This is a genomic window from Pseudomonadota bacterium (assembly GCA_023229365.1).
In the GTDB taxonomy this organism is placed as follows: domain Bacteria; phylum Myxococcota_A; class Polyangia; order JAAYKL01; family JAAYKL01; genus JALNZK01.
The window spans coordinates 162,760-176,336 of record JALNZK010000002.1; the positions used below are offsets into that span (position 1 = coordinate 162,760).

The following is a 13,577-nucleotide window of genomic DNA, read 5'->3' on the forward strand; positions in this document are numbered from 1 at the left end:
CATCTTCGCTGCCTGCCTCGGGCTAATTAGTTTGTCCATAGTTCTATCCTTATATAGTAGGTTTTTATATAATTTTACAAATATTTTAGAAAAAATGTGAAAAAATCTATAAAAATCAATTTATTCACACTATATAAGTATAGTGAAAATCATTCACTATTACAAGGAGAAACAAAATGAAATACACAATCAACCAAGTAGCCACCTGTGGTTGTGAAATTTTAAATGAAAAGAGAGAGGTCTTCGCATGGGCAGTAGACCGCATTTCCGCCGAGATCATTGCGAAGGCATTGGAAATATATGCAAAAACACAGGAGGAGAAATGAATTACATAATTTATAGAATAACCAATAAAATAAATGACAAAAAATATATTGGATTTTCAAGCAAGTCATTGGAGGAAAGATGGAACAAACATTTGCGAGACGCCAAGGCAGGAAGAGACACGTATTTGTGCCGAGCTATTAGAAAATATGGCGGTGATAATTTTGACAGAGAAGTAATTTACACTGGCGACGATATATCCTATACCAAATATGTAATGGAAAATAAATTTATTATAGAAAACGAAGCACATTGCACTACTGGCAAGGGCTACAATATGACAATGGGTGGAGATGGAACGCTGGATCATACTCATTCTGAAAGCACTCGCCGTCAAATGAGCATATCTCACACTGGCATGAGATTGTCAGAGTCGGCAAAACAAAAATTAAGTGAGCAAAGAAAAGGGGTGGGCAATCCTAATTTTGGGAAACCGCCTTCTTTGGAAACAAGGAAGAAAATAAGCCAAGCTAATATGGGTCGCAACCACTCCGAAGAAGCAAAGAACAAAATGAGCGAACAAAAGAAAGGGGATAATAATCCAAATTTTGACAAACCCCCATCCCAAGAAACCAGAGAAAAAATAAGTGCATCACTTAAAAGAAGATATGCAATGAATGGCAATCCCAATTTTGGCAAATCACCATCCAAAGAAACAAGAGAAAAAATAAGTGTATCACTTAAAAAAAGATATGCAATGAATAAAACTACGGATACCACAACTCTCCATTAACGAGAATTGGATTACAGCCAATTTTTCCACTATAAAACTCCAACTCCACGCCGCAGTCTCTCAACAATTGCAGCCCAGCATCCACAGATGCTTTCCAGCGGTCGGGCGTCATATCCATTCGTTCTTTGTGTCCAATGACTTTCTTAATGCCCATCAATGCTATTGCTCTCGCACAGTCCGAACAAGCCAGCCACTGGCATATCATTGTTAATCCTTCCGTCGATCTTCGCCTTGCCAGAGAGAAAAGGGCATTACGCTCCGCATGCTCAATATAAAACAATTTCTTTTCACGGTCAGTAATCATGTCCTCCGTCACGGTTATTTGAGAAGGAAATTCATTACGACCTTCTGACAATATCTCCCACCTATCATCGAGTGGCGTATCAGCATAATCTTTGCCAATAATGGTTATATTGCCAACTATTATCGCCCCATTTTGATTGGAACGATCAGGACTACCGGCAGCTAATTCATAACATCTAGCCAAATGTTTTTTTATATTTTCTTCATTCATATCATAAATAATATCATAATTGGTAAAACAATTCAATGGCAAAAATGCAATTCAAACAATGGTTATTACATGAGCGTTACGGTCAATACAACACTAACAACACCATCATTGTTGATGTTCAGCCCATGTATGCACAGCACATGAATTTTGGCATTAAAAACTTCGCTGAATTTTTAAAACAAACCTTAAAAAATCGAAAAGTAATATATTTTTTTAACGGAGATTCTATTGGTTCCAATGATAACAAAGAGGAAATTTCCAATTGGCTTGCAGAATCAGCCAGAGAAAATACGCCATATCCAGAAGACGACGATGAAGAAATATACTGGCAAGATCACGAAGACACCTACTCATTGTTCCATAACCGATGCCTATGGTATGATAAAGGTTATGGCTTCTTTAGGTCATGGATGGATCATGGAGTCAGTGATGCCACTATTATTAAAACAATTAGATATATGATAATGAAACGCATCAATGACTCTAGAGACTTGGGAGAGGAAGAGCTTCAACTTATTACAAATGGAGAAGACATCCCATTGCACGACCCTTTGTTTATACCCTCCATTCCTCTGAATATTTTAAAACAATTCAGTGGAGCATTCCTTTGTGGAGGTGGTAAAAATGAATGCTTAAAAGAAGTGACACTTCTCATGAATGCTCTAAATATAAAATATACAATTCTTTCAGAATTTACATATTAAACCGCTACCGGAATTTTAATGGCCGCTTGCGGGTTGTAATCTACAATCTCAAAATCACTCATCTGATACGAATAAATATCATCAGCCTTGTGCAAAATTAGCTTTGGAGAATCAGGTTTCGGTCTAGCCAGATATTCCTCAACGGCTGGTATTTGATCCTCGTAAATATGAGAATCCGCTGTGCTGTGAATAAATTCATAAGGCTCCAAATCGCATTGCTGAGCCAACATATAAATTAAAGCACTGTAAAATTGAATGTTTGCTGGAATTCCCACAGGGAAGTCACAACTGCGTTGGGTCAACATCCCACTCAATTTACCATCATGCACAAAACACTGGAAAGTATAATGGCAAGGCGGCAGCCGCATTTTCCATGTATCTAACGGATTCCACAACGAGAATAGATTTCGTCGGTCATCGGGATTTTCTTTTAAGGTTTTGACCATGTTGGCAAGTTGGTCAAAACCACCCGCTCCATATTTCACCTTAAAATCCTGATCGCATTCAGTGACGGTGAATTCCTTGTCTCCGTCTCCATATTCGCCGCCAAAATGCCGTAGCTGGAAGCCGTATACAGGACCAAAGCTGCCCGGTATGAATCCATGTTTCTTTTCAAAATCATGATCTACCCACGGGGTCCATATCCCAGACCCTAATGCAATTAGATCATTGTTGTTGGTAGAGCCTGAGAGAAACCACAACAATTCTCCAAAGATAGCCTTGGGCCACACTTTTCTCCCAGTTAGAAGGGGAAAATGCTCATTGATTCTGTATCGGCTTTGGATGCCAAAAACAGCAACAGTTCTTACCCCCGTCCTGTTTTCCTTCCAAACTCCATTCTTAATAATGTTGCGTAAAGCATCGTCATACGCCTGTAGGATGTATGTCATCTTTATTTCCCCATGCAGCTTTTGCAAATCTCGTCTTTAGTTTTTCGAGAACTTGGTGCAACCGCCCCAAATCCTCCGTGGTCCAGCCATCTTCGTCAACCAGACTCTCAATAGCATCCAATAATTCATCTTTAGAAATCAAGCATGTAAATCGTGCGTTCATAATAAAGCTATTTTATAACAAAACACAAATAAAGGCAATATATAAATTTATGAAAACCTTTGCCCAATGGCTGGAGCATAATTACAACAACTCTGGCAATAAAATGGTACAGAAATTATGGAAATTCCAGGCAGAAAACCCGAACTCCTCATTTAGAGAATTCTGGCTGTTGCACGGCAATAACGACAAGAACGACCGTGAATTATGTCAGCAAGAATTCTATGGAATGAAAAACACACATGGGCAGCATGTTTCGGCAGCCGACTTGTTGAGGTAATATGAATTTTAAATTGTGGATAGAGAATGACGAAGAATACGATACCTTTGGCGATCCCAAAGAATGGCATATCGGACAACTAGGCATCCTTGACGAATTTGGGCTAAAAGATTTCGCCGTCATTCAAGTTATCCGATTTGAAGATGTTCCACAGGCTGATCCTGAATATTATAAAATGAAAGACCGCAATACTGTCATCTCTCTCAATAAATTTGGTGGCTCAACCTACAAAAGAGGTGAAAGTGTTCCTGTTAAAATTATTCAAGCATTCGGAAGTATATCAAAAAGTCACAAAGTTCATTTCTATGTCGGTGCCCAAAACCTCTATCGCACCATTGATGACCTTATAAAAAAAGAAATGAAAGTGCTTTACCCAGACCTACTTATACAATTTTGGAACTCTCCACAATATCGGGCACTTATTACTGAATTTCCACAACTAAAAATAAAAAACCAATCCCCTCTGGATCAGATTCAATACCAAGTCTACGACATTCAGGGATATACAGTCTATGTGATACCAGAGCCCCGAGTTCTAAAAAGACAAGCAGAATATCGAGCGTCTGGATATCCCCACCCTTTGCACGCCTACTACTTTGCCATTCCTGAGTTGAAGACTAGATCGCAAGACGAAAAAACAAGCCAATGGCTAAGGACGCAAAAAATGGGTGAAAATGGCATGTTCACCAGCGAACGAGAAGCACTAACTGGGGCGGAAAAATATATTAACTATTTATTTTATGGAGAATGAATTTCATTTCCCCAAGAAGTCCAACCCTCTCTACACACCCTCGCATACATATCTAACCTTGGGTCGGGCGAAAGCTTTTCCACTAACTGATAGAACTCATCGGGCTTTTCGCTGTGTTTACCCCTGGGCCATTCGAAACAAGTCCCATCCGTCGCCTGAGCATGTCTGCCGCCTTGCCCAAATGGATTGCCATGCCTCGATCCTACTCTGGCAACCAAAATATATTCTGTATTGCAACGAAACCTACCGACGCCCAACCCAGGCTTCTTCCATGTCCACAGAATTATTGGCTGGGCTCCCCAAGTCTTTGCCACCTTATAGCCCCAATCCACATGCTGAGCAATGCACCAAATGTATAAATGGGCCTGTGTGGCTATCGGCGGCTTCATATAGCATATTTCTTCCAAGCTCATGGTTGGATAGAAATTTGTGGGATAAGCCTTGCTTTTTGCGTTCTTAAACCCACTATTCAATGTCGGTGTCCACGGGGGATCAACTACAACAGTTTTGAATTCTGTGTCGAATTCTAATTCTCTATATACCATTTAATCGCTCACAAGCAATATTAAAATATTTTTCTTCTTTTTCTATACCAATAAATTGACGACCAGTATCTGCACAAGCCACCAATGTGCTGCCAGAGCCTGCTGTGTTATCCAAAACTACCTCGAAATCCTTAGTGTAGGTGTAAATTAAATATTCCATTAATGCCACCGGCTTCTCTGTTGGATGATATTTACATTGCGACGAATGCTTAGGACAATATAATATACTTTTAGGGTATTTCATCCCACTTAAATCATCTTCCACTCTTTCTGAAATCAATCTGGTTTCCGAGACGTTCTTTTTTGATGCCCCTTGTTTGTGGTTAGGCTTACCCGGAATTTTAATAGGATAATATGGTGATTTGCCTTTGCTGAAAACTACAATATTTTCATGTTGTTTTAAAGGCTGGTGCTTGGCGTTAGCAAAATTGGTGGGATTTTCTTTGTTCCAAATCCATTCGTATTTAAACCAATCCATGTTGCTCTGTATAAGTATAGTCGTAAAAGGTTGACTAGCTGTAAAGACAAAAGCACCATTACCGATAATAATTCTCTTGTATTGTTCCCACAATTTATCTAAGGGAATGACCGAATCCCATTTGCAATAAGTCGTTCCGTAAGGAAGGTCGCAGATTACAGCATGAACACTGTTATCTGGGATGAGCCGCATAACCTCTAAGCAATCCCCTAAAATCAAGGAATTCGGCTCTACCTTCCCTATGTCTTTGTAGTCCTTAATGAATTTCATTTTTTACACTTCACAACAATTCTTCTCTAACGGCATTCCACCCAGGGAACCCTCCCAGATTACGATCATCAATAACGCATTGACAATGTGGCTTCCTTTTTAATACGCCATAAGGACGAGGCTCATCCTCTGGCAAGGTCTCATTTATACCATCAAATTCTATTCCATTTCTACGACAAAATTCTATGGCTTGTGTAAGAAAATTGCCCTTAGGCTCATCTTCTCTGCAAGTCCATAAAACAAGCTTATATCCCGCTGCCTTTAAATCTTGCATTGTTTCAAAAGCACCGGGCAATGGCTTGCCAATATCTGGCCATGCGAACTCAACAATAGTGCCATCAAAATCTATAAACAGTGTATGATATACATTCATTGCTGCATCCATAATTCTGTTGCTTTAGCACGTCGATCTGCTTTTAATTTATCTTTAGCATCACACTCATCGAAATGATCCTGAATCTCATCCACTTTTTTACCACAACGCAAACAAACTCTTCTTTGTAGAAATTTGCCACAAGAAAGATGCGATTCTAAAATCTCCCAATCATGAAATCCAAAACTGCAAAGATTCATATTGCCTCCAAAAATGACTTATCAAATTCCTTGGGAATGCCAAAATAAAACCTTTGGCAGGTTTTCTTTAAGTTTTTATACCATGCCGAACGGGATATATGCAAGATGTATTCAAAAACATACTTGTAATCCAAGTCCGTATTGGCCCTCCACCACACCTTAAAATCATCCTGTAAATTATCTTCTACTCCATCTATGGGCACAGTACGATTCGCACCAGGGCTTGAATTACGATTTACATCAAACTCGCAGTACCCAAAGTAGTCGGTTGATCCCTTGTTGGGATTGCCAGGGAAGTAGAATGATGGGCAGGGGTCTCTGTTTAACTCATAAACAAATGACCCCTTTTTTAAGAATGGATGCCTGAAATACCATCGATTTTCATTGCGATGCTGGATAGGCTTATAATTATCAATATCACTTATGACATCTAAACTAAACCCTGGTAGTGTCTTGATTTCCTTTACATAATTGGCCACCACTTTTCGCTTATCTGCCTTGCCCAGGGACACCAGATGCAAATGTCCCTCATAGGTCAAATAATCCAACATGCTCCATGTTTCTGGATTTGCTGTAAACAAAAGACAAAGCCTCTGTTGAAAATGTTCTAATGGCTCATCTTTAATCGAGAGGAAAATGGACTCACATGGCACGCTTCCGAGGTTGGTCTTTTTAAATATTTTTTGAAAAGGGATGTAATCCAGTTCATGGTAGAAATCAGCCACTTTTGCGAGCTTGCCATTGTGAAAATAATACTCACCGGGCTCTGTTCCTACCTCAAAAGAAACATACACCAAGTCTCTATTCACACCAGGAAATTCCTTGGGTAAATCCCAAACACTAATCAGCGTTGCGTATTGCTTCAAGAACTTCTTGAAAGAAAGATAAGCCTTAGAATTATTGTCGAATATGGCTTTGGGCAGTATGTAATGGATGTAGCCCTTTTTCCCAGTAAGCAAAATAAGGTCTACGGTATGCACTAAAAAAATTACCGACTCTTCCCGCATATTGGTGATGCCATATTTCTTCATCAAATTCTTGACAAAGGGCTTGCGTTCAGAGAGCGAATAGGCTGGGGAACGGAATGGCGGGTTGCCAATAAAGGTTACGCTGGTGCCGTCATCCGTAGGTGGGTCAATAAAATCATAGAAATTACCTGTCATTATAAATTCTTTGCCATGATATTGTTTAACAATATCTGAGTCTATTTCTATGCCCAAAATATCAGCATCTGGAAATTTCTTCTTGATTTTATCAACAAACACACCTACACCGCAACTCGGTTCAATTATGTATTCTGTCTTGATTTCTGTGCGAGCCAAACAAAAATCAGCTATTGAATCAGGTGTTGGAAATTGACCTAAAAGAATTTCTTTACTTGAAATATCTTTGTTTATTGAAGAATTAGCCATAATAAAACAGCCCTGTTAAACATTTCAACAAGGCTGTCCCTAAGACGGGATAAGACGGGATAAGACGGGATAAGACGGTCACTGGGATTCGAACCCTTTAGCCCCAATAGCAGACCGTTGTTTCCAAGATCATCGGCTTTTGCCAGTTGGTTCTCGGAACACCACTGAGTTTGTGGCTCAAGTTGGCCATTTAATAAATTTTAAAACGTTAAATAAATATTGGGCTTTCGCCCTATTAGTATTAAATATATAATATCACATATAAATTACTTTGTCAACTTCTTTTTCTTTTTCTTTTTGAAAAAATCATCTTCATCAGTGTTAAACATCTGCGGGAATTTTCTTTGTATCATTGGCAAAGAAGGTCTAGCAAAAACAGCTATGCAACTCGTGCCAGTTGCATTTTCTTTTATAATTTCTTTTTCAATCCAATTTTTAAAGTTTATAGAGAGCATATCCAGGGGCTACCTCCGAAGTAGTTATGTTTACCGCCTGGAAAAATTTCTTACTTGTTTTGTTCCACGGACACACACGCAAATATCTGCCTCTCCGATTGGCTATCTCTCTAGCCTTCTGCATCAATCGACTGCCATAGCCCTTTCTGCGATACTGCCGCTTCACATAAACATAAGTGCGAAGACACTTGCTGTTTTTAGATAGTCGGAAATCACACATCGCCCAACCCAAGAGATTATTGCCAGAGTACAGAGCGATGGCTAAATAATCACCCTTCCTGGGGTCTGATTCATTGGCAGCCGCATGCATGTAATCCTCTTTGTCGTCAGGCGTTGCATCACGCAAATACCTGCGGCTTGCTGGATTGATGCGAGCGTAATCTTTAATCAACCATCTCATCTTCCTAAAACCCTCATTTTTTGAGCAATATACCACTTTCCACCTTGTCCAGCAGGCCGTTTGAATTCATAATAATCCTTGAACTCAACCTTATACCACAGCCTGCCCTTCATGGAAAGATGGGGACAAGGGGCACAAGCGATGTGCCAACCAGGACGAAATGAATACCCCTTAGTTGGGTACTCTTTGGCATCTATCCACTGACCTATGGGAATAATGGCTTTTCTATTAATGAAAAGAGAGCCAAGAGTGCCATTCTTACGCATTCGAAATAATTTATAGCCAATCATATTGTTGTTGTAATATAATTAGCCATAAATGTCAAGCTATTGTATAGGGGTTGCTTGAGGGATGCCGCCTGGACCGGGTAGACTTCCAGGTATTCCACCACCGGCACCAGGACCAGTTGCCTTATCTTGGAACATGACTTTTTTGAACCAGTCATAATCAACATACTGCGGTATTCGTTTAGTGGCTCGGGCACCTTGGGGAACAATTTTCCACTTCATTCCTTGCCTGCCTGTTAAATCTCGTAGTCCTTTAGTTCCCGCTTTTGTAGTGGGCAAGAAATCAATTTTCATTCCCTTAATTTCTTCTCCGTCATTATCAACAGCTTTTACGGTAAAAGCTCGCAAGTTAGAAAGATTTCCGCCAGAGGGACCGATCCATGATCCAACGAACGTCTGCCCTCTTAGATCGTTAGGCTCAATACCTAATTCATAAGCTAAATTATTCCAGTCGGGCATTGGTTGGCCTCCACCCGGCATTCCTCCCGGCATTCCTCCCATAGGCGGTGCTCCTTGCATCCCTCCCATTCCAGGTGGCGGGGGTGGTCCTTGTTCCATAAATTGTCGAAAAGATAATGTCATTATAAAGATATATACCTCTATGAACACAACATTTGAACATTTTGTCGAAGAAAAAGCCCAAAACAACAAAGAGCAAATAAAAGCTATGTTAGGCTCCAATGATTTTGTTTTCTTCTTTGAAAAAAACAAAGAAATTTTTGGTGCCCCCGAAGAGAGCCGACTTATGTTTGCCCGCATGAAAAACCCAGACCCCGAAGATAATGACTGGGTTAAAGAAGCTAATTTCAGCGGATTAAACCTCAATAGAGCCCTAAAGGGAGAGAAAACAGAAAGTCTATTTTCCCATACTGATTTGACCAAAATCAAAATATTGGACCAAGAAGAAGCATATGATAAATTGTCCAGATTAACTTCGGATACAGATAAGATAAAAACCGTTCTTTCTGACGATGATAATCCGCACCCAGAAGCTCCTGATGCGGCTCCAGGCATCCAACAATTAAAAGACAAAAAATGAACTTTAGGCTATTTTTAGAGCGAGAAGAGGGTGCTATAGAATGGGATACATATTATCCCAAGTGGACTCCACGACAACTTGGCGATAGGGGCATGATATCCGCATACGTTTCTAATAAACATATCAGCATTGACCAAAGCCCCTATCATCCGATGTTGAAAAAAGCCCTAAGGATATTGCTGCGACAAAAGCCACATTTAGCAAACAAGCCCTTGGATTTTGATGGTTGGTCACCAGGAACATTACAACAATTCTTATATAGCTCAGAACCTATTGCCCCTAAAGATACACTCCCACAATTTATGTATCACGGCACATCCCTCCATCGCTGGGAACACATTAAAGAAGATGGCTTAAAACCCCTAATTGCGAGTGGTGGAGAATATGGGGCAGAGCCAATGAGTGCTCCACTTACCAACCCTAATAATGTTTACTTATCTGCAACTTTTGGAGCAGCTACCAGATTGGCCGCTTACGACGCTTCCAAAAAAGGAACAGGCGATGTTCCTGTTGTGTTGAAAATTAACACCAAACAACTTGATCCTCAAAAAATCAGACCTGATGAAGAGTCTCGTGCTACAACATGGCAAAAAAGTCTGCATGGCTTAAACACTATCGCCTACGAAGGCGAGATACCACCACAATCCATAGAACTCTATAAAGCTTGGAATCAACAAACGGATAAGTGGGAAAACCCAGGACAGTGGCTAGAGCCAACTGATTTTATAGCTCAACAAATGCTTCACAGGACAGGATATAAAGACATTCCCAACAGCACCGGCAAATATAAGTGGGCTAAATAGCAAAAAACGCTATCGGCCCCAAAGCCAAACAAAGTAAAAAACAAAATAAAAAAGAAACCCATTCTGTCAAACTCTTCGGCACACCACATTGCCAACTCACTCTACAAAATTGCATAAATCCAAGTAACATCCATATCAACAACACAATTAAAAGAAAATATGCCATTTCGGCCTCCTTTTAATATATATATCAATATGACATTGCCATTTGAAAACAATAAAGACGTAAGAAAGTACCAGTGTTTTGTCTGTGGAGTGCAGTTCTTAGAACTCAACGAAATGACAGAGCACATCAAAGAAAAACACCAAGAAGGCAGAGATTATGTGCTTTGTCCTTTGCTCTATTGCAAATGTTGCGTTAGGGATTTAGTTCATCATTTTAAAGCACGTCACCCTTCTCAGCCCCTGCCCAAAAACAGACAAATGAAAGCTATTGTATGGAAAGATTTTACCGCCCAAGGAACGGCAAAAAAGAAAAAACAAAGATTTAAAGAGGGTTGGTATGTTTCTACAAAAATGAATAAGCAATTTTATTTTAGAAGCGGTTGGGAAGAAACTGTATTCGAATGTCTGGACCAAATGAATGAAGTAGCCGCTTATGAAGCAGAGCCTTTTAAAGTTCCCTACATCTGGGAAGGCACTCAGCACGAATACAATCCCGACATTCTGGTGGTGTTTAATGATGGGCGTAAAGAGGTTTGGGAAATAAAACCATCAGATCAAACCTCTTTACAACAAAATAAAAATAAATGGCATGCAGCTAATGAAATGTGTAAAGCTAGAGGATGGGAATTTATTGTAATGACAGAGAAGGGAATCAATCAATTAAAGAAAAGGGTTGGAAAGAAATGACTTTTCGCATCTGGTTGGAACAGAATCGTCCACAAGTTGAGCCGAATTTTTCAATGCAAGTCTGGGATGCCTGCATTAAGCACGTTCCTGTTGGTACTACTATTTACCGAGGGTTTAGAATCCATAAAGATTTGCGAAAAATGACCATTCGACAAATTCTCTCACAATCTTTTAAAAGCAATGCAAAACCCTTCGATCCGTGGACTTTGGATTTTGCCGTAGCTCAAAGATTTGCTGCCGGGGCTCACAGCAATGCTGATGGAACATCAGGAAGAATGGAAGACACAGCCAGAGTAATTGTATCAGCTAAAATTGTCCAACATAGAAATGTAATAGATTTGAAACAATTTGGCGACAAAATAATGGGCCACAACGTAAGCAAAGGCAGTGGCATTAACACCTATTGGCAACCTAGAATGATTGGCAAAGCAACAATCGATGATCGTGATGTGGAAAATGAAATACCCATTTTAAGAACCGCCTATGCTAACCCTCAACTATTTCCTTTAACTGGATATTGGACAGAAGAAAACGGACAATGGGTGCAAGGAAACAAACCAGCAGCCTTATCTTAAAACCCATCAATAAAAATAACAGTCTCTACACCTTCTTTGCTTTCTAAATATACTGTATCTGGCTCTATTGTGTTATCTATCACAAGCTCCAATCGCCGTTCTCCAAATCCTGTTTCTAATTGCTCCTCAAAACTTGGCATACAATAAAAAGTAGAGGCAATATCACTGGTAGTTCTGAGTTTGGTGGTGCTGAAACCACAACGCCCTTTGATGAAATAATGCAATGCATTAATTTTTTCAACTTCAGTGGCGGGTGGATGGTCAACAACTATATTAAAGTCATAAGTTAAAGCGTTCATGATCTTAGCCATTCCCTAAATCCCATCTTACGCAACATTTCCTTGGTGTTATGTTGCATAATATGTTGCCCAATTTCTTTGCCTTGTAATTCGGCTGCCCCTGGAACTTCATCCCTGTTCATCAATTGGTGTGTTCGCAACTGTTGAATAGCACGAGTATCCAGACCATGCAACTGACTCCATGCTTCCAAATCCTCAGGTGACATATCCCGCTGCCCTTTTCTCAGACTCCACAAGAAGGCAGGATGCTCTTTTAGCTTATCTTGAATATTGGGCAAATGAAGCAAATTGACCAAATACACCACATTGTCCACTTCATCATTAGTGTATTTTAATTGATTTAATTTTCTTCTGATCTTTTCCACATCATTGAGCCGCAACAGATGGGCAACCAATATAACAGGATTCTTGGTCTCCACATAATCATGGCTGACCACTAACCCTGGAAATACATATTTTTGCAACAATCCTAATTGATGATAGAGACTTACATAACCCACAACTGATTTAGCAGATTTTAAACCCTTAATAAATTCGTCTCTGACCCGCTCGGGTGCCACAGCCACGCCATTATCGCTTGCCAGCCCATTATTGACTCGTTTTTCAATAGCCGCACGAGTTGCTTCATCAATGCCTCTGATGTCGCCATGATTTACACGGCAATAGAACCGCACATATCTTAAAACTCTCAGAGCATCCTCGCCAAACCGTTGGTCGGGATCACCCACAGTTTTAACACGTCGCTCTTTCAAGTCTTGTAATCCGCCAACCAAATCAACCACTTCATGACTGTCTAAATCATAATAAAGAGCGTTGATTGTTAAATCTCTTCTTTCGGCATCGTCTTGGATATGGGAAAATTTATCAGCTACTTGACGACTGCCAGAATCCTTGCGAAAAGTGGCAATTTCATAATCTTCATTACCAATTGAGGCTATAACCACCCCGAATTGATTTCCTACAGCACCTTTGGTATGGTTAATGCCACCAGCTTTAAGAATTTCCATTACTTCTGTGGGCTGTGCATTCGTGGCTAAATCGAAATCTTTGGGCTGTTTTCCCAATACTGCATCTCGTACTGCACCTCCCACCAAATATAGATGTTTGCCCGATTTTTTAAATACTCTATGAATAACATGAATATCCTCTGGCAAATTGATTGACAGGTGCATTCGCACTTCTTTACTTTCTAAAAATTGCATAAAACTAACCATACCTTATATATAATATAAA

21 protein-coding genes are annotated in these 13,577 nt (G+C 39.9%); 9 read left to right on the plus strand and 12 right to left on the minus strand.

Going from position 1 to position 13,577, the window contains the following annotated elements; translation table 11 throughout:
• Nucleotides 1-176 precede the first annotated feature (176 nt).
• Nucleotides 177-326 (plus strand): hypothetical protein, encoded by a 150-nt coding sequence (locus M0R80_02075; protein ID MCK9458414.1) that lies wholly within the window; start codon nt 177-179, stop codon nt 324-326.
• The gene (locus M0R80_02080) at nt 323-1,057 is read left to right on the plus strand and encodes an NUMOD3 domain-containing DNA-binding protein (protein ID MCK9458415.1); all 735 of its coding nucleotides are present in this window, start codon (nt 323-325) and stop codon (nt 1,055-1,057) included. Before M0R80_02075 ends, M0R80_02080 begins: the two co-directional genes overlap by 4 nt.
• Here the strand turns inward: M0R80_02080 and M0R80_02085 are convergent.
• Nucleotides 1,032-1,571: a deaminase gene (locus M0R80_02085; GenBank protein MCK9458416.1), complete on the minus strand. Its 540-nt coding sequence runs from the start codon at nt 1,569-1,571 to the stop codon at nt 1,032-1,034. The genes M0R80_02080 and M0R80_02085 overlap by 26 nt on opposite strands.
• A gap of 35 nt (nt 1,572-1,606) precedes the next feature.
• Between M0R80_02085 and M0R80_02090 the strand changes: the two genes are divergently transcribed.
• Nucleotides 1,607-2,275 carry a hypothetical protein gene (locus tag M0R80_02090; GenBank protein MCK9458417.1) on the plus strand — a complete coding sequence of 223 codons (669 nt, stop codon included), beginning with the start codon at nt 1,607-1,609 and terminating at the stop codon, nt 2,273-2,275.
• Here M0R80_02090 and thyA read toward each other — a convergent pair.
• Together thyA and M0R80_02100 are read right to left on the minus strand one after the other, a co-directional pair.
• A complete protein-coding gene (thyA, locus tag M0R80_02095; GenBank protein MCK9458418.1) occupies nt 2,272-3,165 on the minus strand; it encodes a thymidylate synthase in 894 nt (297 codons plus the stop codon). The two genes, M0R80_02090 and thyA, sit on opposite strands and share 4 nt — an antisense overlap.
• Nucleotides 3,140-3,328, minus strand: coding sequence for a hypothetical protein (locus tag M0R80_02100; protein ID MCK9458419.1), 189 nt, complete (start codon nt 3,326-3,328; stop codon nt 3,140-3,142). Before M0R80_02100 ends, thyA begins: the two co-directional genes overlap by 26 nt.
• 49 nt (nt 3,329-3,377) lie before the next feature.
• Here M0R80_02100 and M0R80_02105 point away from each other — a divergent pair, with 49 nt between their 5' ends.
• Entirely contained in the window at nt 3,378-3,605 is a 228-nt protein-coding gene (locus tag M0R80_02105; protein ID MCK9458420.1) for a hypothetical protein, read from the plus strand.
• A gap of 1 nt (nt 3,606) precedes the next feature.
• On the plus strand, nt 3,607-4,356 hold the full coding sequence (locus M0R80_02110) for a hypothetical protein (GenBank protein ID MCK9458421.1): 750 nt from the start codon (nt 3,607-3,609) through the stop codon (nt 4,354-4,356).
• Between the two features lie 534 nt (nt 4,357-4,890).
• On the opposite strand, the gene M0R80_02115 is transcribed toward M0R80_02110, so the two are convergent.
• From M0R80_02115 to M0R80_02145, 7 genes are all read right to left on the minus strand, one after another.
• The gene (locus tag M0R80_02115; protein ID MCK9458422.1) at nt 4,891-5,649 is read right to left on the minus strand and encodes a site-specific DNA-methyltransferase; all 759 of its coding nucleotides are present in this window, start codon (nt 5,647-5,649) and stop codon (nt 4,891-4,893) included.
• Nucleotides 5,650-5,659: 10 nt separating this feature from the next.
• Entirely contained in the window at nt 5,660-6,034 is a 375-nt protein-coding gene (locus tag M0R80_02120) for a hydrolase (protein MCK9458423.1), read from the minus strand.
• A complete protein-coding gene (locus M0R80_02125; protein ID MCK9458424.1) occupies nt 6,019-6,222 on the minus strand; it encodes a hypothetical protein in 204 nt (67 codons plus the stop codon). Before M0R80_02125 ends, M0R80_02120 begins: the two co-directional genes overlap by 16 nt.
• On the minus strand, nt 6,219-7,634 hold the full coding sequence (locus tag M0R80_02130) for a hypothetical protein (GenBank protein ID MCK9458425.1): 1,416 nt from the start codon (nt 7,632-7,634) through the stop codon (nt 6,219-6,221). Before M0R80_02130 ends, M0R80_02125 begins: the two co-directional genes overlap by 4 nt.
• Before the next feature lie 266 nt (nt 7,635-7,900).
• Nucleotides 7,901-8,089 carry a hypothetical protein gene (locus M0R80_02135; GenBank protein ID MCK9458426.1) on the minus strand — a complete coding sequence of 63 codons (189 nt, stop codon included), beginning with the start codon at nt 8,087-8,089 and terminating at the stop codon, nt 7,901-7,903.
• Between the two features lie 396 nt (nt 8,090-8,485).
• Nucleotides 8,486-8,779, minus strand: coding sequence for a hypothetical protein (locus tag M0R80_02140; GenBank protein MCK9458427.1), 294 nt, complete (start codon nt 8,777-8,779; stop codon nt 8,486-8,488).
• A gap of 36 nt (nt 8,780-8,815) precedes the next feature.
• Nucleotides 8,816-9,235 carry a hypothetical protein gene (locus M0R80_02145; GenBank protein MCK9458428.1) on the minus strand — a complete coding sequence of 140 codons (420 nt, stop codon included), beginning with the start codon at nt 9,233-9,235 and terminating at the stop codon, nt 8,816-8,818.
• 142 nt (nt 9,236-9,377) lie between these two features.
• Here M0R80_02145 and M0R80_02150 point away from each other — a divergent pair, with 142 nt between their 5' ends.
• From M0R80_02150 to M0R80_02165, 4 genes are all read left to right on the plus strand, one after another.
• Nucleotides 9,378-9,815: a hypothetical protein gene (locus M0R80_02150; protein MCK9458429.1), complete on the plus strand. Its 438-nt coding sequence runs from the start codon at nt 9,378-9,380 to the stop codon at nt 9,813-9,815.
• On the plus strand, nt 9,812-10,618 hold the full coding sequence (locus M0R80_02155) for a hypothetical protein (GenBank protein ID MCK9458430.1): 807 nt from the start codon (nt 9,812-9,814) through the stop codon (nt 10,616-10,618). Before M0R80_02150 ends, M0R80_02155 begins: the two co-directional genes overlap by 4 nt.
• 195 nt (nt 10,619-10,813) lie before the next feature.
• Nucleotides 10,814-11,470: a TnsA endonuclease N-terminal domain-containing protein gene (locus M0R80_02160; GenBank protein ID MCK9458431.1), complete on the plus strand. Its 657-nt coding sequence runs from the start codon at nt 10,814-10,816 to the stop codon at nt 11,468-11,470.
• A complete protein-coding gene (locus M0R80_02165; GenBank protein MCK9458432.1) occupies nt 11,467-12,045 on the plus strand; it encodes a hypothetical protein in 579 nt (192 codons plus the stop codon). Before M0R80_02160 ends, M0R80_02165 begins: the two co-directional genes overlap by 4 nt.
• Here the strand turns inward: M0R80_02165 and M0R80_02170 are convergent.
• Both M0R80_02170 and M0R80_02175 read right to left on the minus strand, forming a co-directional pair.
• Nucleotides 12,042-12,356: a hypothetical protein gene (locus M0R80_02170; GenBank protein MCK9458433.1), complete on the minus strand. Its 315-nt coding sequence runs from the start codon at nt 12,354-12,356 to the stop codon at nt 12,042-12,044. The genes M0R80_02165 and M0R80_02170 overlap by 4 nt on opposite strands.
• Nucleotides 12,341-13,546, minus strand: coding sequence for a CCA tRNA nucleotidyltransferase (locus M0R80_02175; GenBank protein ID MCK9458434.1), 1,206 nt, complete (start codon nt 13,544-13,546; stop codon nt 12,341-12,343). Before M0R80_02175 ends, M0R80_02170 begins: the two co-directional genes overlap by 16 nt.
• Nucleotides 13,547-13,577: the final 31 nt, after the last annotated feature.

Coding starts and splice junctions, on each gene's coding strand:
- thyA (MCK9458418.1), bottom strand. CDS start 3,165: ATGACATACATCCTACAGGCGTATGACGATGCTTTACGCAACATTATT.
- M0R80_02110 (MCK9458421.1), top strand. CDS start 3,607: ATGAATTTTAAATTGTGGATAGAGAATGACGAAGAATACGATACCTTT.
- M0R80_02165 (MCK9458432.1), top strand. CDS start 11,467: ATGACTTTTCGCATCTGGTTGGAACAGAATCGTCCACAAGTTGAGCCG.
- M0R80_02135 (MCK9458426.1), bottom strand. CDS start 8,089: ATGCTCTCTATAAACTTTAAAAATTGGATTGAAAAAGAAATTATAAAA.
- M0R80_02145 (MCK9458428.1), bottom strand. CDS start 9,235: ATGCCCGACTGGAATAATTTAGCTTATGAATTAGGTATTGAGCCTAAC.
- M0R80_02090 (MCK9458417.1), top strand. CDS start 1,607: ATGGCAAAAATGCAATTCAAACAATGGTTATTACATGAGCGTTACGGT.
- M0R80_02075 (MCK9458414.1), top strand. CDS start 177: ATGAAATACACAATCAACCAAGTAGCCACCTGTGGTTGTGAAATTTTA.
- M0R80_02150 (MCK9458429.1), top strand. CDS start 9,378: ATGAACACAACATTTGAACATTTTGTCGAAGAAAAAGCCCAAAACAAC.
- M0R80_02140 (MCK9458427.1), bottom strand. CDS start 8,779: ATGATTGGCTATAAATTATTTCGAATGCGTAAGAATGGCACTCTTGGC.
- M0R80_02170 (MCK9458433.1), bottom strand. CDS start 12,356: ATGGCTAAGATCATGAACGCTTTAACTTATGACTTTAATATAGTTGTT.
- M0R80_02080 (MCK9458415.1), top strand. CDS start 323: ATGAATTACATAATTTATAGAATAACCAATAAAATAAATGACAAAAAA.
- M0R80_02160 (MCK9458431.1), top strand. CDS start 10,814: ATGACATTGCCATTTGAAAACAATAAAGACGTAAGAAAGTACCAGTGT.
- M0R80_02085 (MCK9458416.1), bottom strand. CDS start 1,571: ATGAATGAAGAAAATATAAAAAAACATTTGGCTAGATGTTATGAATTA.
- M0R80_02115 (MCK9458422.1), bottom strand. CDS start 5,649: ATGAAATTCATTAAGGACTACAAAGACATAGGGAAGGTAGAGCCGAAT.
- M0R80_02105 (MCK9458420.1), top strand. CDS start 3,378: ATGAAAACCTTTGCCCAATGGCTGGAGCATAATTACAACAACTCTGGC.
- M0R80_02130 (MCK9458425.1), bottom strand. CDS start 7,634: ATGGCTAATTCTTCAATAAACAAAGATATTTCAAGTAAAGAAATTCTT.
- M0R80_02120 (MCK9458423.1), bottom strand. CDS start 6,034: ATGGATGCAGCAATGAATGTATATCATACACTGTTTATAGATTTTGAT.
- M0R80_02100 (MCK9458419.1), bottom strand. CDS start 3,328: ATGAACGCACGATTTACATGCTTGATTTCTAAAGATGAATTATTGGAT.
- M0R80_02175 (MCK9458434.1), bottom strand. CDS start 13,546: ATGCAATTTTTAGAAAGTAAAGAAGTGCGAATGCACCTGTCAATCAAT.
- M0R80_02125 (MCK9458424.1), bottom strand. CDS start 6,222: ATGAATCTTTGCAGTTTTGGATTTCATGATTGGGAGATTTTAGAATCG.
- M0R80_02155 (MCK9458430.1), top strand. CDS start 9,812: ATGAACTTTAGGCTATTTTTAGAGCGAGAAGAGGGTGCTATAGAATGG.